At 47.6% G+C, this 13,964-nt stretch carries 9 protein-coding genes, 3 tRNA genes, 3 rRNA genes, 1 pseudogene and 1 riboswitch; of the genes and pseudogenes, 4 read left to right on the top strand and 12 right to left on the bottom strand.

The annotated features are described in order from the left end of the window. Window positions 1-27: 27 nt before the first annotated feature. A complete protein-coding gene (locus EWA64_RS17650) occupies window positions 28-990 on the bottom strand; it encodes a ParB/Srx family N-terminal domain-containing protein (RefSeq protein WP_061895993.1) in 963 nt (320 codons plus the stop codon). Window positions 991-1,137: 147 nt separating this feature from the next. On the opposite strand from EWA64_RS17650, the pseudogene EWA64_RS17645 reads away from it, so the two are divergent. After that, window positions 1,138-1,761: pseudogene (locus EWA64_RS17645) on the top strand (IS630 family transposase); the annotation flags it as partial. A gap of 79 nt (window positions 1,762-1,840) precedes the next feature. Here EWA64_RS17645 and EWA64_RS17640 read toward each other — a convergent pair. From EWA64_RS17640 to EWA64_RS17610, 7 genes are all read right to left on the bottom strand, one after another. Then, window positions 1,841-1,931 (bottom strand) — tRNA-Ser (locus EWA64_RS17640). Window positions 1,932-2,001: 70 nt separating this feature from the next. Continuing rightward, window positions 2,002-2,117: ribosomal RNA gene (gene rrf / locus EWA64_RS17635) — 5S ribosomal RNA — on the bottom strand. A 108-nt stretch (window positions 2,118-2,225) separates the two neighbouring features. After that, a 23S ribosomal RNA gene (locus EWA64_RS17630) occupies window positions 2,226-5,112 on the bottom strand. Window positions 5,113-5,417: 305 nt separating this feature from the next. Next, window positions 5,418-5,493: transfer RNA gene (locus EWA64_RS17625), tRNA-Ala, on the bottom strand. Window positions 5,494-5,501: 8 nt separating this feature from the next. Next, window positions 5,502-5,578, bottom strand: a tRNA-Ile gene (locus EWA64_RS17620). A 62-nt stretch (window positions 5,579-5,640) separates the two neighbouring features. Next, a 16S ribosomal RNA gene (locus EWA64_RS17615) occupies window positions 5,641-7,183 on the bottom strand. Together the 16S, 23S and 5S rRNA genes with 3 tRNA genes alongside form the textbook arrangement of a ribosomal RNA operon. A gap of 448 nt (window positions 7,184-7,631) precedes the next feature. Beyond that, entirely contained in the window at window positions 7,632-8,156 is a 525-nt protein-coding gene (locus EWA64_RS17610) for a DUF3087 family protein (RefSeq protein ID WP_061893302.1), read from the bottom strand. A 195-nt stretch (window positions 8,157-8,351) separates the two neighbouring features. On the opposite strand from EWA64_RS17610, the gene trmY reads away from it, so the two are divergent. The 3 genes from trmY to EWA64_RS17595 all read left to right on the top strand — a co-directional run bounded on the left by trmY (window position 8,352) and on the right by EWA64_RS17595 (window position 10,880). Next, the gene (gene trmY, locus EWA64_RS17605; RefSeq protein WP_061893301.1) at window positions 8,352-8,954 is read left to right on the top strand and encodes a tRNA (pseudouridine(54)-N(1))-methyltransferase TrmY; all 603 of its coding nucleotides are present in this window, start codon (window positions 8,352-8,354) and stop codon (window positions 8,952-8,954) included. 37 nt (window positions 8,955-8,991) lie between these two features. After that, a riboswitch (TPP riboswitch) is annotated at window positions 8,992-9,089 on the top strand. Between the two features lie 94 nt (window positions 9,090-9,183). After that, window positions 9,184-10,023 (top strand): bifunctional hydroxymethylpyrimidine kinase/phosphomethylpyrimidine kinase, encoded by an 840-nt coding sequence (gene thiD / locus EWA64_RS17600; protein WP_061893300.1) that lies wholly within the window; start codon window positions 9,184-9,186, stop codon window positions 10,021-10,023. Window positions 10,024-10,145: 122 nt separating this feature from the next. After that, on the top strand, window positions 10,146-10,880 hold the full coding sequence (locus tag EWA64_RS17595) for a phosphatase PAP2 family protein (RefSeq protein WP_061893299.1): 735 nt from the start codon (window positions 10,146-10,148) through the stop codon (window positions 10,878-10,880). A 356-nt stretch (window positions 10,881-11,236) separates the two neighbouring features. Here the strand turns inward: EWA64_RS17595 and EWA64_RS17590 are convergent, their stop codons facing one another. The 4 genes from EWA64_RS17590 to EWA64_RS17575 form a co-directional block, all read right to left on the bottom strand. Next, window positions 11,237-11,680, bottom strand: a complete 444-nt coding sequence (locus EWA64_RS17590; protein WP_039427081.1) for a TetR/AcrR family transcriptional regulator — start codon at window positions 11,678-11,680, stop codon at window positions 11,237-11,239. Window positions 11,681-11,960: 280 nt separating this feature from the next. Further along, complete coding sequence (locus EWA64_RS17585; protein WP_061893298.1) at window positions 11,961-12,251, bottom strand: hypothetical protein; 291 nt, start codon at window positions 12,249-12,251, stop codon at window positions 11,961-11,963. A gap of 222 nt (window positions 12,252-12,473) precedes the next feature. Next, a complete protein-coding gene (locus tag EWA64_RS17580) occupies window positions 12,474-13,274 on the bottom strand; it encodes a Cof-type HAD-IIB family hydrolase (RefSeq protein ID WP_039442087.1) in 801 nt (266 codons plus the stop codon). Between the two features lie 114 nt (window positions 13,275-13,388). Continuing rightward, the gene (locus tag EWA64_RS17575; protein WP_039442089.1) at window positions 13,389-13,928 is read right to left on the bottom strand and encodes an isochorismatase family protein; all 540 of its coding nucleotides are present in this window, start codon (window positions 13,926-13,928) and stop codon (window positions 13,389-13,391) included. Window positions 13,929-13,964: the final 36 nt, after the last annotated feature.

The following is a 13,964-nucleotide window of genomic DNA, read 5'->3' as shown; positions in this document are numbered from 1 at the left end:
AGCTGAGAGCCGATTCTCACCGGAGGTTCATTTATTCTCTGGTTCAAATCCCGCAGCCTCTCTTGCAAATACTTCGTGAGACATCGCCTTATAGTTAAGCGCGTCGGTGACCTTGCCTTTTTTCTTCAGTAACTTTTCTAGCTCTTTAGTGTCGACCTTTTGCCACTGTCCAAGTTGTTCAGCACTCATGCCAGAGCTGCCTACATCACGGCTTTGAATCGCGACGATATTCCGACTGGTCACTTTTAGAGCGTCACGAAAACCTTGCTGGGTAGACAAATCAAACTGGCTGCCCTCCATCAACGAGCGTAGCTCTCTCGCCCAATAAAATTCGAGAAATGGAATCGCTTGCGTGGGCTTATACCAGGCAACGCCTTTGACAAAATAGACAAGCGAGCGATATTGATCGTCACTAAAATTTGAGATACCCAATTTGGTCGGAAGCTGGTTGTAATCAATCGGCCGATCTTGCTCGTCAAAAAGCCAAGCATCACCATGTGCGACCATTTTTCCCCAGAATGTTGGCCAATCTGTCCACTGACGATAATCTTTGTCTATCAAAACGTTGACGCGTAGCTTCTCTCCACCATTAGGCATCTGATAAAAGACGTTAAACGTATGATGCCCGTCAGTGAGGAAATACTGCCCATCAGGCCCAATTACCACTGTCTTCATTTTGTCTTTATGCGCGCCTATCTCATCTTTGCATTGGTAAGACTGGTTGTCGTTTGGCAGAGAAACGTCGGTATAATGTTTGACCCCTTTTTGCCCGTTCGATTCGCATAGCTCATCGAACATCGCTTTCGGATCACGATGGTAACGTCCTAACTTGTAGAAAATCTGATCGTAGCCGATAGATGACTGAGTCGGTTTCAATTGCCCTAGTTCTAGTTCAATGACATCGCCAACTTGGGGTTCCATCGCATAAACGGGTACTAGGCTACCCAAACTGACACTGACTACAACCAATAGCCCTGTCATTTTCTTCATAATTCACTCCATATTAGCTATTTTCCCAACCAAATCTCCTAGCCGGAAACTCAGCGTAAACGATGTTCCTTGTCATTAGTGCAATCATACCAATCTAAGTAAAAGTATGATCTAATTGAAGCCATTCAACGATAAAACGCATTCGCTATGGACAGACTCAATAATATCGACTTTAAAAAGCTCGCAAGCCAGCAGAAATCTATTCAGATGAAAATGAGACTGCTGGCCCTCGCTCATTTCAAATGATGGACACTCTCGCACCCAAATCGCCAAGTTTCTTATGGTGAGCCGAACCAGTGTTAATAGGTGGGTTCACACTTTTCTTGAAGAAGGATTAGAAGGGCTGAAGGAAAAGCCAAGAACAGGACGACTACACGGTTATGGGCAGAGAAAGGAACACGTCCCAGAGCCGTGAAGCAACAACAATTTGAATATGCGTATCTGTTTGGTTCTGTCTGTCCTGCGAGAGGGATTGGCGAAGCGATGATCGTTCCTTGGGTTAATAAAGAGATCATGACCGAGCATTTAAAGCAAATATCGGCCAACACTGAAAAAGGACGCCATGCCGTCATCATTATGGATGGGGCGAGTTGGCATACCAATGACATTGCAGAGCCATTTAGCAATGTCAGTATCATCAAGCTCCCGCCCTATTCACCAGAGCTCAACCCGATAGAACAAGTGTGGAGCTGGCTCAGAAAACACTGTCTTGCCAATCAGAGTTTTACCGATGATGACGATATCGTGGAGAAAGTGTGCAAGGCATGGAATCTTTTATGAAGTTGATCAACGAGTGAAATTTTACCAATAGCAAAAAGCCCGCTGATTACTCAGCAGGCTTTCTTTATAGTGGCGGAGAGATAGGGATTTGAACCCTAGGTACGCTATTAACGTACGCCGGTTTTCAAGACCGGTGCTTTCAACCACTCAGCCATCTCTCCACAAATTGTCATCGTCAGATTAGTACACTGATGATGTTGTTACACGTATATACGAGTAACCGTATTCAAAGCCTGGCGATGTTCTACTCTCACATGGGGAAGCCCCACACTACCATCGACGCTGTTTCGTTTCACTTCTGAGTTCGGGATGGAGTCAGGTGGGTCCAAAACGCTATGGTCGCCAAGCAAATTCTTTCTCTCTATTTCTAGAGAATAATCTGGAAAGCTGTTTTCTGTTCTCTACACATTCAATCTGTTCTTGCTTTGAGTCCATCAAAACCCTTTGGGTGTTGTATGGTTAAGCCTCACGGGCAATTAGTACAGGTTAGCTCAACGCCTCACAGCGCTTACACACCCTGCCTATCAACGTTCTAGTCTCGAACAACCCTTTAGGATACTTAAAGTATCAGGGAAGACTCATCTCAGGGCTCGCTTCCCGCTTAGATGCTTTCAGCGGTTATCGATTCCGAACTTAGCTACCGGGCAATGCGTCTGGCGACACAACCCGAACACCAGAGGTTCGTCCACTCCGGTCCTCTCGTACTAGGAGCAGCCCCCTTCAATCTTCCAACGCCCACGGCAGATAGGGACCGAACTGTCTCACGACGTTCTAAACCCAGCTCGCGTACCACTTTAAATGGCGAACAGCCATACCCTTGGGACCGACTTCAGCCCCAGGATGTGATGAGCCGACATCGAGGTGCCAAACACCGCCGTCGATATGAACTCTTGGGCGGTATCAGCCTGTTATCCCCGGAGTACCTTTTATCCGTTGAGCGATGGCCCTTCCATTCAGAACCACCGGATCACTATGACCTGCTTTCGCACCTGCTCGAACCGTCATTCTCGCAGTTAAGCGGGCTTATGCCATTGCACTAACCTCACGATGTCCAACCGTGATTAGCCCACCTTCGTGCTCCTCCGTTACTCTTTGGGAGGAGACCGCCCCAGTCAAACTACCCACCAGGCACTGTCCGCGACCCCGATAAGGGGCCAACGTTAGAACATCAAACATACAAGGGTGGTATTTCAAGGACGGCTCCAACGCAACTGGCGTCACGTCTTCAAAGCCTCCCACCTATCCTACACATGTAGGTTCAATGTTCAGTGCCAAGCTGTAGTAAAGGTTCACGGGGTCTTTCCGTCTAGCCGCGGGTACACTGCATCTTCACAGCGATTTCAATTTCACTGAGTCTCGGGTGGAGACAGCGTGGCCATCATTACGCCATTCGTGCAGGTCGGAACTTACCCGACAAGGAATTTCGCTACCTTAGGACCGTTATAGTTACGGCCGCCGTTTACCGGGGCTTCGATCAAGAGCTTCGCTTGCGCTAACCCCATCAATTAACCTTCCGGCACCGGGCAGGCGTCACACCGTATACGTCATCTTACGATTTTGCACAGTGCTGTGTTTTTAATAAACAGTTGCAGCCACCTGGTATCTGCGACTCTCGTCAGCTCCATCCGCGAGGGACTTCACCATCAAGAGCGTACCTTCTCCCGAAGTTACGGTACCATTTTGCCTAGTTCCTTCACCCGAGTTCTCTCAAGCGCCTTGGTATTCTCTACCCGACCACCTGTGTCGGTTTGGGGTACGATTCCATCAAATCTGAAGCTTAGAGGCTTTTCCTGGAAGCATGGCATCAATGACTTCACACCCGTAGATGCTCGACGTCGTGTCTCAGCCTTAGAAAGAGCCGGATTTACCTAACTCTTAAGCCTACGCACTTGAACCTGGACAACCGTCGCCAGGCCCACCTAGCCTTCTCCGTCCCCCCATCGCAATTTGATCGAGTACGGGAATATTAACCCGTTTCCCATCGACTACGCCTTTCGGCCTCGCCTTAGGGGTCGACTCACCCTGCCCCGATTAACGTTGGACAGGAACCCTTGGTCTTCCGGCGGGGAGGTTTTTCACCCCCCTTGTCGTTACTCATGTCAGCATTCGCACTTCTGATACCTCCAGCATGCTTTACAACACACCTTCAACGGCTTACAGAACGCTCCCCTACCCAATGTTCAAAGAACATTGCCGCAGCTTCGGTTTACAACTTAGCCCCGTTACATCTTCCGCGCAGGCCGACTCGACTAGTGAGCTATTACGCTTTCTTTAAATGATGGCTGCTTCTAAGCCAACATCCTAGCTGTCTAAGCCTTCCCACATCGTTTCCCACTTAGCTGTAATTTGGGACCTTAGCTGGCGGTCTGGGTTGTTTCCCTCTCCACGACGGACGTTAGCACCCGCCGTGTGTCTCCCGGATAGTACTTACTGGTATTCGGAGTTTGCAAAGGGTTGGTAAGTCGGGATGACCCCCTAGCCTTAACAGTGCTCTACCCCCAGTAGTATTCGTCCGAGGCGCTACCTAAATAGCTTTCGGGGAGAACCAGCTATCTCCGAGTTTGATTGGCCTTTCACCCCTAGCCACAAGTCATCCGCTAATTTTTCAACATTAGTCGGTTCGGTCCTCCAGTTGATGTTACTCAACCTTCAACCTGCCCATGGCTAGATCACTCGGTTTCGGGTCTAATGCTAGCAACTATACGCCCAGTTAAGACTCGGTTTCCCTACGGCTCCCCTAGATGGTTAACCTTGCTACTAACATTAAGTCGCTGACCCATTATACAAAAGGTACGCAGTCACACCACGAAGGTGCTCCTACTGCTTGTACGTACACGGTTTCAGGTTCTATTTCACTCCCCTCACAGGGGTTCTTTTCGCCTTTCCCTCACGGTACTGGTTCACTATCGGTCAGTCAGGAGTATTTAGCCTTGGAGGATGGTCCCCCCATATTCAGACAGGATAACACGTGTCCCGCCCTACTCGATTTCACTGAACATGCGCCTATAACTACGGGACTATCACCCGGTATCGTTGGCCTTTCCAGACCATTCGTCTAACGCATATAAAGCTTAAGGGCTAATCCAATTTCGCTCGCCGCTACTTTCGGAATCTCGGTTGATTTCTTTTCCTCGGGGTACTTAGATGTTTCAGTTCTCCCGGTTCGCTTCGCTGCACTATGTATTCATGCAGCGATACTGGCTTATGCCAGTGGGTTTCCCCATTCGGAAATCGGTGACTCAAGTGGCTCTTACTGCCTCATCACCGCTTATCGCAAGTTAGTACGTCCTTCATCGCCTCTGACTGCCAAGGCATCCACCGTGTACGCTTAGTCACTTAACCATACAACCCGAAAGGGTCTTTACGTTAAACAACCAAGGTTGCTATCTCATTATTTGAATGAGCGAGATAGCTTTGATTTGCCGGACTCAATTTTGAATCGTCACTTAAAAGTGACATTCCCAAGAACACTTGAATGTGTTTTGTTGGTGTTTGTCATAAAGACAAACATTGAGAACTTTACAAGCAATCTATCCATAAAGATAAATTACTTTGTCAGCTTTCCAAATTGTTAAAGAGCAAGATTTAACTTTCTATTGAAAGAAAGAAACCATTTTTAAAAACTCTCAAGAGAGAATGTTTAAAGATGGTGGAGCTATGCGGGATCGAACCGCAGACCTCCTGCGTGCAAGGCAGGCGCTCTCCCAGCTGAGCTATAGCCCCATCAGTAGTGGTGGGTCTGAGTGGACTCGAACCACCGACCTTACGCTTATCAGGCGTACGCTCTAACCACCTGAGCTACAGACCCACTAAATGCTCTAATCTAAACCATATCAATCTGTGTGAACACTCATCGCAATAATCATCGTATAAGGAGGTGATCCAGCGCCAGGTTCCCCTAGCGCTACCTTGTTACGACTTCACCCCAGTCATGAACCACAAAGTGGTGAGCGTCCTCCCGAAGGTTAAACTACCCACTTCTTTTGCAGCCCACTCCCATGGTGTGACGGGCGGTGTGTACAAGGCCCGGGAACGTATTCACCGTGGCATTCTGATCCACGATTACTAGCGATTCCGACTTCATGGAGTCGAGTTGCAGACTCCAATCCGGACTACGACGCACTTTTTGGGATTCGCTCACTTTCGCAAGTTGGCCGCCCTCTGTATGCGCCATTGTAGCACGTGTGTAGCCCTACTCGTAAGGGCCATGATGACTTGACGTCGTCCCCACCTTCCTCCGGTTTATCACCGGCAGTCTCCCTGGAGTTCCCACCATTACGTGCTGGCAAACAAGGATAAGGGTTGCGCTCGTTGCGGGACTTAACCCAACATTTCACAACACGAGCTGACGACAGCCATGCAGCACCTGTCTCAGAGCTCCCGAAGGCACTCCAGCGTCTCCGCTAGATTCTCTGGATGTCAAGAGTAGGTAAGGTTCTTCGCGTTGCATCGAATTAAACCACATGCTCCACCGCTTGTGCGGGCCCCCGTCAATTCATTTGAGTTTTAATCTTGCGACCGTACTCCCCAGGCGGTCTACTTAACGCGTTAGCTCCGAAAGCCACGGCTCAAGGCCACAACCTCCAAGTAGACATCGTTTACGGCGTGGACTACCAGGGTATCTAATCCTGTTTGCTCCCCACGCTTTCGCATCTGAGTGTCAGTATCTGTCCAGGGGGCCGCCTTCGCCACCGGTATTCCTTCAGATCTCTACGCATTTCACCGCTACACCTGAAATTCTACCCCCCTCTACAGTACTCTAGTTTGCCAGTTTCAAATGCAATTCCCAGGTTGAGCCCGGGGCTTTCACATCTGACTTAACAAACCACCTGCATGCGCTTTACGCCCAGTAATTCCGATTAACGCTTGCACCCTCCGTATTACCGCGGCTGCTGGCACGGAGTTAGCCGGTGCTTCTTCTGTAGGTAACGTCAAATGATAGCGCTATTAACACTACCACCTTCCTCCCTACTGAAAGTGCTTTACAACCCGAAGGCCTTCTTCACACACGCGGCATGGCTGCATCAGGCTTGCGCCCATTGTGCAATATTCCCCACTGCTGCCTCCCGTAGGAGTCTGGACCGTGTCTCAGTTCCAGTGTGGCTGATCATCCTCTCAGACCAGCTAGGGATCGTCGCCTTGGTGAGCCCTTACCTCACCAACTAGCTAATCCCACCTGGGCATATCCTGACGCGAGAGGCCCGAAGGTCCCCCTCTTTGGCCCGTAGGCATCATGCGGTATTAGCCATCGTTTCCAATGGTTATCCCCCACATCAGGGCAATTTCCCAGGCATTACTCACCCGTCCGCCGCTCGCCACCCGAGAAACAAGTTTCTCTGTGCTGCCGCTCGACTTGCATGTGTTAGGCCTGCCGCCAGCGTTCAATCTGAGCCATGATCAAACTCTTCAATTAAAAGTTTTTTGAAGCTTGCGCTTCGGCTCAATGAATACTGAATAAATTGACTGTGCTCGATACCGAAGTATCAAATTGGTCACTCAGTTCATTGATAAATCTTTTGCGATTATCATCAACGAGTGCCCACACAGATTGATAGGTTTATATTGTTAAAGAGCTTGCTTTTCGAGAAGCTTTTCTCTCAAAGCGGAGGTGCATTCTAGCGAGTTAATTTGAAGAGTCAAACACTTTTTCAAATTTCTTTTCGGAAAACTTTTTCACCTCGCTGATACCGCTGAAGCCTTGTGGCGTCTGCCGTGTCAGTGGATGCGCATTATAGGCAGAGAAATTTTCTTGGCAACCCATTTTTTGCAAAAATCTGCAAAAACCGGTTTAGATGGACAAATTTCACCCAAGCGCTCATTTTACACACGCAGTTGTTAATAATAAGTAGCTATGCTGTAGATTAAAACTGGTTTAACCACATTTCGTCTATCTCCCCTTCCTTGATCGCCGCACTCTGTTTTCGTTCCCAATCCTCTATTTTCTCTAGCTCACGCAATACGCTGTCCAAAGTCAGCGTATTGTTGTCTAACTCAAAAATCTGTTTTTGGCTTTGATAATAGAATTTTAAAATCGTATATGCTTGCAGATCTTCTTGCTCTGCTGCCGACTTTATCTGCTTTAGCTTACGAAAAATGCGATTGTGCAATTGTTTCATTTGCCAAACGTAAACGACCTCTCTGAAGAAAGGATGCCCTTTGACTTGATTGAGTAACGAAACCGACGTCAACAGTCCAAGAAGGACACCGACCAAGTTCCAGTGGAAATTGCCCGTTGACTCTTGTTCGACGACGATCTGGTTACCAAACAATGAAATAAGCAAGCTACCGAATGCCAGTGACGAGAGTGTGAAAAGCACCACAAAGCCAACAATGACAATATTGGCTTTTCTGCGGTAAAGCGGTTTGTTGATAGATTCAATTTTCATCTTTCATTCTAATAAGGCCGTGAGATTAACCCTATGCTGCTTGATTGCATCGGCTAACTCAATAAAGGTTTTGTAATCAAATTCGCACTTTATTCATTTCTTCTTTATAGAGGCTTTTTGTTTTGGCTCGCGCCTCAGTCGAACTTGGGTATATACTCCGCCCATTCATTTTAATGCTCATTCGAGGTTTTCCTTATGCGCTCTTTTGTTTTACGCGCCCGTGCCGCCCCAACTAACAGTAAAGCCTTATTGGAAGGCGTTGGTCAGGAAGCGCACACTGAAATTTTGGCACACACTTTAATGAACACCATGTTTGTCGCCCAATCACATCGCGAAGATGTCACAGTGCATTTAGTGCTAGAAAGTACCCAAGATTATTCTCGAACCATCACGATTCAGTCAAACGATGTCACGAATATCAACGGTTTTAATGAAGCGACTTTAATGAATGTGGTTGCTCGCTCATTAGATGCTGCTCAAGGAATGGCCAAGGAAGAATGCCGTAATGTGGAACCTGGCGTAACGGTGCGAACCATTAGCTTTGAGCGTCTTATCCAAGAGCTTGCGGAAAATCATCAGCTTTATATGTTGGACAAAAAGGGCGAATTTGTTCGCGACATTGCTTTTTCGCCAAATCCCTGCTTTTTGCTCACCGATCACATTCCGATGCCGAAAAAGACTTTCAACAGCTTAAAACGCTTAGGCACACAAAAGATTAGTCTTGGCCCTAAAATGCTGTTTGCTTCCCAGTGTGTCACCTTGATCCAGAATGAGTTAGATCTACGCGATTCATTGTGAGTAACTTGCAGCATGCCTTTTTGCTGCTATGATGTCGCAAATATAGTCGGGGAGCCTTTAGGCTGAGATCGCAAAGCGAGACCCGTTGAACCTGATGCAGTTAATACTGACGTAGGGAACTATATGTGTATTCACCCGCTTGTTGGGTTAAAGACAAATGTTTCCCGCTATCGCACGGCGGCAGATTGTTGAATGCGCAGTTCCTGTACGTCTTGTCATAGGAAGCAAGATGCTACTCTCACAAGACTCTCAATCCCACATCCCGATTGTTCTCACTATCGCTGGCTCAGACAGTGGTGGCGGTGCAGGCATTCAAGCCGATATTAAGACCATCTCCGCCACTGGCGGTTACGCCTGCTCTGTAATTACCGCGATTACCTCGCAAAATACTCAAGGGGTATCCGCCGTTCTGCCCATCCCACTTGAGCATATTGCCTCTCAGTTGGACGCGGTGTTCAGCGATTTAAATGTCCGAGCAGTAAAAATCGGTATGTTGGCAGATGCCGATATCATCAGCCTTGTTGCCAGCAAAATCCGCCAATATCGTCCACCGTTTGTTGTGTTGGATCCTGTAATGGTGTCCACCAGTGGCCATCTGCTCCTTGTGCCGGACGCCATCAACACGCTCAAAGAAAGCTTACTCCCTCTGGCTAGTATCATTACGCCGAACCTTCCCGAATATGCCGCTTTAACCCAACAGCCTCAACCTGAGAACGAAAGCGGTCTAATGCAGACAATCCACGAGTTACGTCTTCTACGCGCTAAAGCCGTATTGCTTAAAGGTGGCCATTTGGATCAGGAACAATACAGTAGCGATCTACTGGTTGAAGGTGATAAAGCTGAGCTGATCCGTTCGTCGCGTCATCCGACACGCAACACGCACGGTACGGGTTGTACCCTCTCTTCCGCGATTGCCTCTTATTTAGCGCAAGGTTACCGGATGCACAAAGCGGTTTTTCTCGCCAAACAGTACATTTCTCAGGCCATTAGTCATGCCGATGAGTTATCCGTCGGTCAAGGAAGAGGGCCCGTGAACCATTTCTTTGCCGGACATATGCACGTGCGCTAACATAAATTTTCACCAAACTGTTAGCTGTCTGCAGAGTGACCAAGCAAATTAACTTTGCCCTGATATTTCTGCAGCTTGCCTTGGCATACAATGCCGCTTTTTATTAACGGCGGAAACTGTTCGTGAACCGTGCACTCAATTTCAAACTGGCTGGGCTTATCACCCTTTTTTGCTACGCTCTTTGCCTTGGCGTTATCACTTGGTTTTGCTATCCAGCCTCTCTCTTTTCTCCAGTCACCCCGTTTGAAGGGCGCCTATTGACACTTTTAACTTACTCCGCGGGCAGTCAGGGCTTTTTCATCACGCTGATCATTCTGTGCATTTGGGCACTCTCAATTCGTAAATTTAGGCAAGGCGTACTACAGAAATTTTTGCAGCTTGGGCTTTTACTCATCATCGGTTTTGCAAGTAAAAGCGGCTTAAAACTGGCAACGGAGAGCCCTCGCCCTTATAGCGAGTTGCTGGCCGCTGAGCAGATCATTGACTCTCCAGCAGATTTTTATCGTCTCGATGCTGCGGAAAAAGCGCAGGCCATTTCAGCCGTATCACAAAATGTTAGCCCATGGCGAAGCCAACATTGGCAAGGCGAAAAGGACTATTCTTTTCCTTCCGGACATACCCTCTTCGCGGCGATTTGCGTGGCTTTTTTTGGGGCGGCCTTTTTATCGGCAAAGCGATACGGCGCGTTAGTGTTGCTACTGGTATGGGCGAGCAGTATTGCCTATAGCCGCTTGTGGTTGGGGATGCATCGACCAGTAGACCTGTTCGGCTCTTGGGCTTTTGTAGCAATCGTATTTACCCTGCTGCCCAAAGAGTTACCTATTGTCAGCCAGTGGATACCACGGTTAGCGAAGTAATGAAGCGCGAAGGCAAAATTGTAACGCCTTCTATTGCTGAAGGCGTTCTGTTCTCAAATATCGTCGTGGGCGGATGAGAAAATGAATGGTGTTCAAAATAAAGTTAAAAAGAAGGTCGTTTGGCAAAAGTAGGACAACCAAACGACCAAAAGCCATTTAAGCTAAGCTGGTTTATACAACCAAAGCATAGAAAGTGTTGTCTGTGAGGACCAACTCACTTAGACGGCGCCATTATAACGTGAGTCATGGGAAAAGAAAGAAATAAAACGTGCCATCCGTTATTTATTGATGAATTTGTGACTACAAATTCGCACTTTTTTATTTTCTGCGGTATTAGGATATGAGCTTCTGTTCAATCAACAAATTGAGCAGGAAATATTGACCACGGCATAGCCAATTGCCATGTACACCACTCTTTCAACCTCTTCTGCGTCACCTTGAATTAAGCGTGTGAGTCGGGTTCGGCCTTTCTCGGTACAAATGATCTCTCCAACGTTTTGGATAAGATTGCGAAACATTCTGTCTTCTCTCACAGCCTTCACCCAAGAGCGATAAAAATCCTCTGGAGAAGAGAACTCCAACGACTGAATCACCAGCTCAACAGCCTTTGGTTTCAGCTCTTCCAGCAGATCTTCTTTTCTTTTGAAGTGACCATTCACCCCGGAGCGGCTGATACCCGTTTTCTCTGCGATATGGGTAAAGGTCAGGTTTTCATAACCTTCCAGCAGGAGGATTTTAAATGAAGTATCGATAATGTTTTGTCGTGTTTGCTGTGCCACCGCACGACTCACTCTTGGCATAACGTCCTCCTACTACTCGGCTGTCTCGCCCAACTAAATATACAAACAACTGCTTACGAAAAATCCGCTATTATTTTTATCAACAATACCTATCACGCACAATAAACATGCGAAATGTATCATTATACGAGCCTAAGTTTTGGAGAAAATATCATAATTTGAACATTCAGCGGTAACAAATTTAAAAGATTCCGTCCTTTATTTTGACAAACGAACAACCAAAATTGCACAAGAGAATAAACAACCTCCCCTGTGCAAAATCCATTTATCCTTAGGCAAACTACAAATCGCGCATCAGGATTTCATATTCCTCTTCCGCCTCTTTGATTAGGCTACGTAACTCCTGAGCATCTTGGTTATTGAGCAAGAGTTGCCAAGGTGACGCTTGATGACAGCAGACAACACTGACACCCTGTGGATTTACCTTGAAAGAGAGATTGTCGAAACTGCTGCTGTGGTGTTGGTACAACTCCAAAACTTCGATTTCGACGATTCCTGTGGGGTTTACTTCAACACAGGCATGTATATTGGGCTTTCCTGAAACGGTGTAATGACGTTGAACGGTAAGCATGATGTCCTCCTGAACCTGCCCATTAACAGACCAAGTTCAGTGTAGGACAGGAAAGTAAGACGCGAGGTTAAACCGATGTGAAGATTGATCTCTGTTAAAGGAAGACGCAATGGTCGCGCGCGCAGTGTTAAGCCTGCATGTTTTGTGCAAGCAGGCTTAGCGCTTTATGTACCGCAATGCCTGCTATATTGCCCAAGAGATTGGCCATTGCGGCAAGAGAACTTAAGCTAATACTTGCTGTGTGATCACTTGAAATACGCCAGCTTCGCGATTACTCGGCGCACGAAAACGTGCAATCTGTTTGATGTGTTCATGGGCGTTTTCCATCGCGTAAGAATAGAAGCTTTCGTTGAGCATCTCCGCATCGTTGAGATAGTCGCCAAAACTCATCGTTTGCTCGAAGCTAAAACCGAGCGTTTGCTGCAAATGTTTAATGGCAGCGCCTTTTGATGCCTGAGCATTCATCACATCAAGCCAAATTTTAGCGCTAACGACCACTTGATGAGTCTCACCGAACAAGGCTTTCATCCTTGGGTTGACCAAAGCTTCTGCGCCACCAAAATGGCAGATCGCCACCTTAATGAAGTCATCTTCCACCGCCAAGAGATCGGTCACGTAGGCGCAGCGGTGGTAATATTTGGCAAACTCCTCCAACGCTTGTGCGTCTTGCGTTTCGATGTACGCCGATTGCTTACCACACAACACAATATGCGCACCTTCTATCGAGCGAGCGGCGGTGACAATAGCGTCTATCTGCTCCTTGGCGATGGTGCAACTATAGAGTTCTTCCCCTTTGTGCATCACTAAAGTGCCGTTCTCTGCAATAAAAAGCATACGTTCTTTGACGGGCTCAAAGGTTTTGATCAAGCTGTAGTATTGACGCCCAGACGCTGCAGCAAACAGAATGCCTCTGGCTTGCAGTTGTTCAAACATCGGGAAAAACGCTGGGTTAAGTTGGCTGTTTTCGTCCAACAAAGTACCGTCCATATCGGCAGCAATAAATTTAAGTTCGGATAACGACATACAGAAATTACCTAAAAATAGCAAAGCAAAGTGGGCCCAATCTGAGCAGAAAAAGTCTCGCTTGTACAGCGATAAGGGTTGACGATCGGCACTTTGCTTAACGTGCCGACAGCATTACTTAAAAAGTGGCAGTAGCGCCTTGAACGCGGGATGTTTGGCGTCCTCCATCAATTCAAACAGGCACATTTCCAGCCCCGTCAAGCCAACACCGCTGGCGCAGAGCTTTTTCAGTGCCAGCTCTTTGTTGGCCGCATCACGCGAGGAGACACAATCACTGACCACCTGAGGCTCATAACCCATTCGTTTCAGATCCATGGCCGTTTGGTAAACACAAATGTGCGTTTCAATGCCACAGAGAAGCCATTGTTCAACCTGACATGCGCGGATAGCTTCTGCAACAGACTCGGTACGGCACCCAGAAAAGGTGTGTTTGTGAAACGGAACAAATCCCGTCAGTGCATGCGCGATCGGCTCGGCTGTCTGACCTAAATTCTCGGGGATCTGTTCAAGCCAGATGATGGGCAGATCCAACGCTTTCGCTCCTTCAATCAGCTTGACGATATTAGCGATCATCTGCTCACTGCCATCCACCATTTGCGCCAGCTTTCCTTGGACATCAACAACGATGAGTCCGGTGTTGTTAATCTCTAACATCTGCTTTTCCTTTTTGGCTGGATAATCAACCTCTTT

Source organism: Vibrio cidicii (assembly GCF_009665415.1).
GTDB lineage: Bacteria > Pseudomonadota > Gammaproteobacteria > Enterobacterales > Vibrionaceae > Vibrio > Vibrio cidicii.
Note: the sequence above shows the minus strand (reverse complement) of the source record. Positions and strands in the feature narration are given on the sequence as shown.

Bases quoted from the DNA above. Each gene is read 5' to 3' on its own strand.
- EWA64_RS17590 (WP_039427081.1), bottom strand. From the start codon at position 11,680: ATGCCAAGAGTGAGTCGTGCGGTGGCACAGCAAACACGACAAAACATT.
- EWA64_RS17610 (WP_061893302.1), bottom strand. From the start codon at position 8,156: ATGAAAATTGAATCTATCAACAAACCGCTTTACCGCAGAAAAGCCAAT.
- EWA64_RS17580 (WP_039442087.1), bottom strand. From the start codon at position 13,274: ATGTCGTTATCCGAACTTAAATTTATTGCTGCCGATATGGACGGTACT.
- EWA64_RS17650 (WP_061895993.1), bottom strand. From the start codon at position 990: ATGAAGAAAATGACAGGGCTATTGGTTGTAGTCAGTGTCAGTTTGGGT.
- thiD (WP_061893300.1), top strand. From the start codon at position 9,184: ATGCTACTCTCACAAGACTCTCAATCCCACATCCCGATTGTTCTCACT.
- trmY (WP_061893301.1), top strand. From the start codon at position 8,352: ATGCGCTCTTTTGTTTTACGCGCCCGTGCCGCCCCAACTAACAGTAAA.
- EWA64_RS17585 (WP_061893298.1), bottom strand. From the start codon at position 12,251: ATGCTTACCGTTCAACGTCATTACACCGTTTCAGGAAAGCCCAATATA.
- EWA64_RS17575 (WP_039442089.1), bottom strand. From the start codon at position 13,928: ATGTTAGAGATTAACAACACCGGACTCATCGTTGTTGATGTCCAAGGA.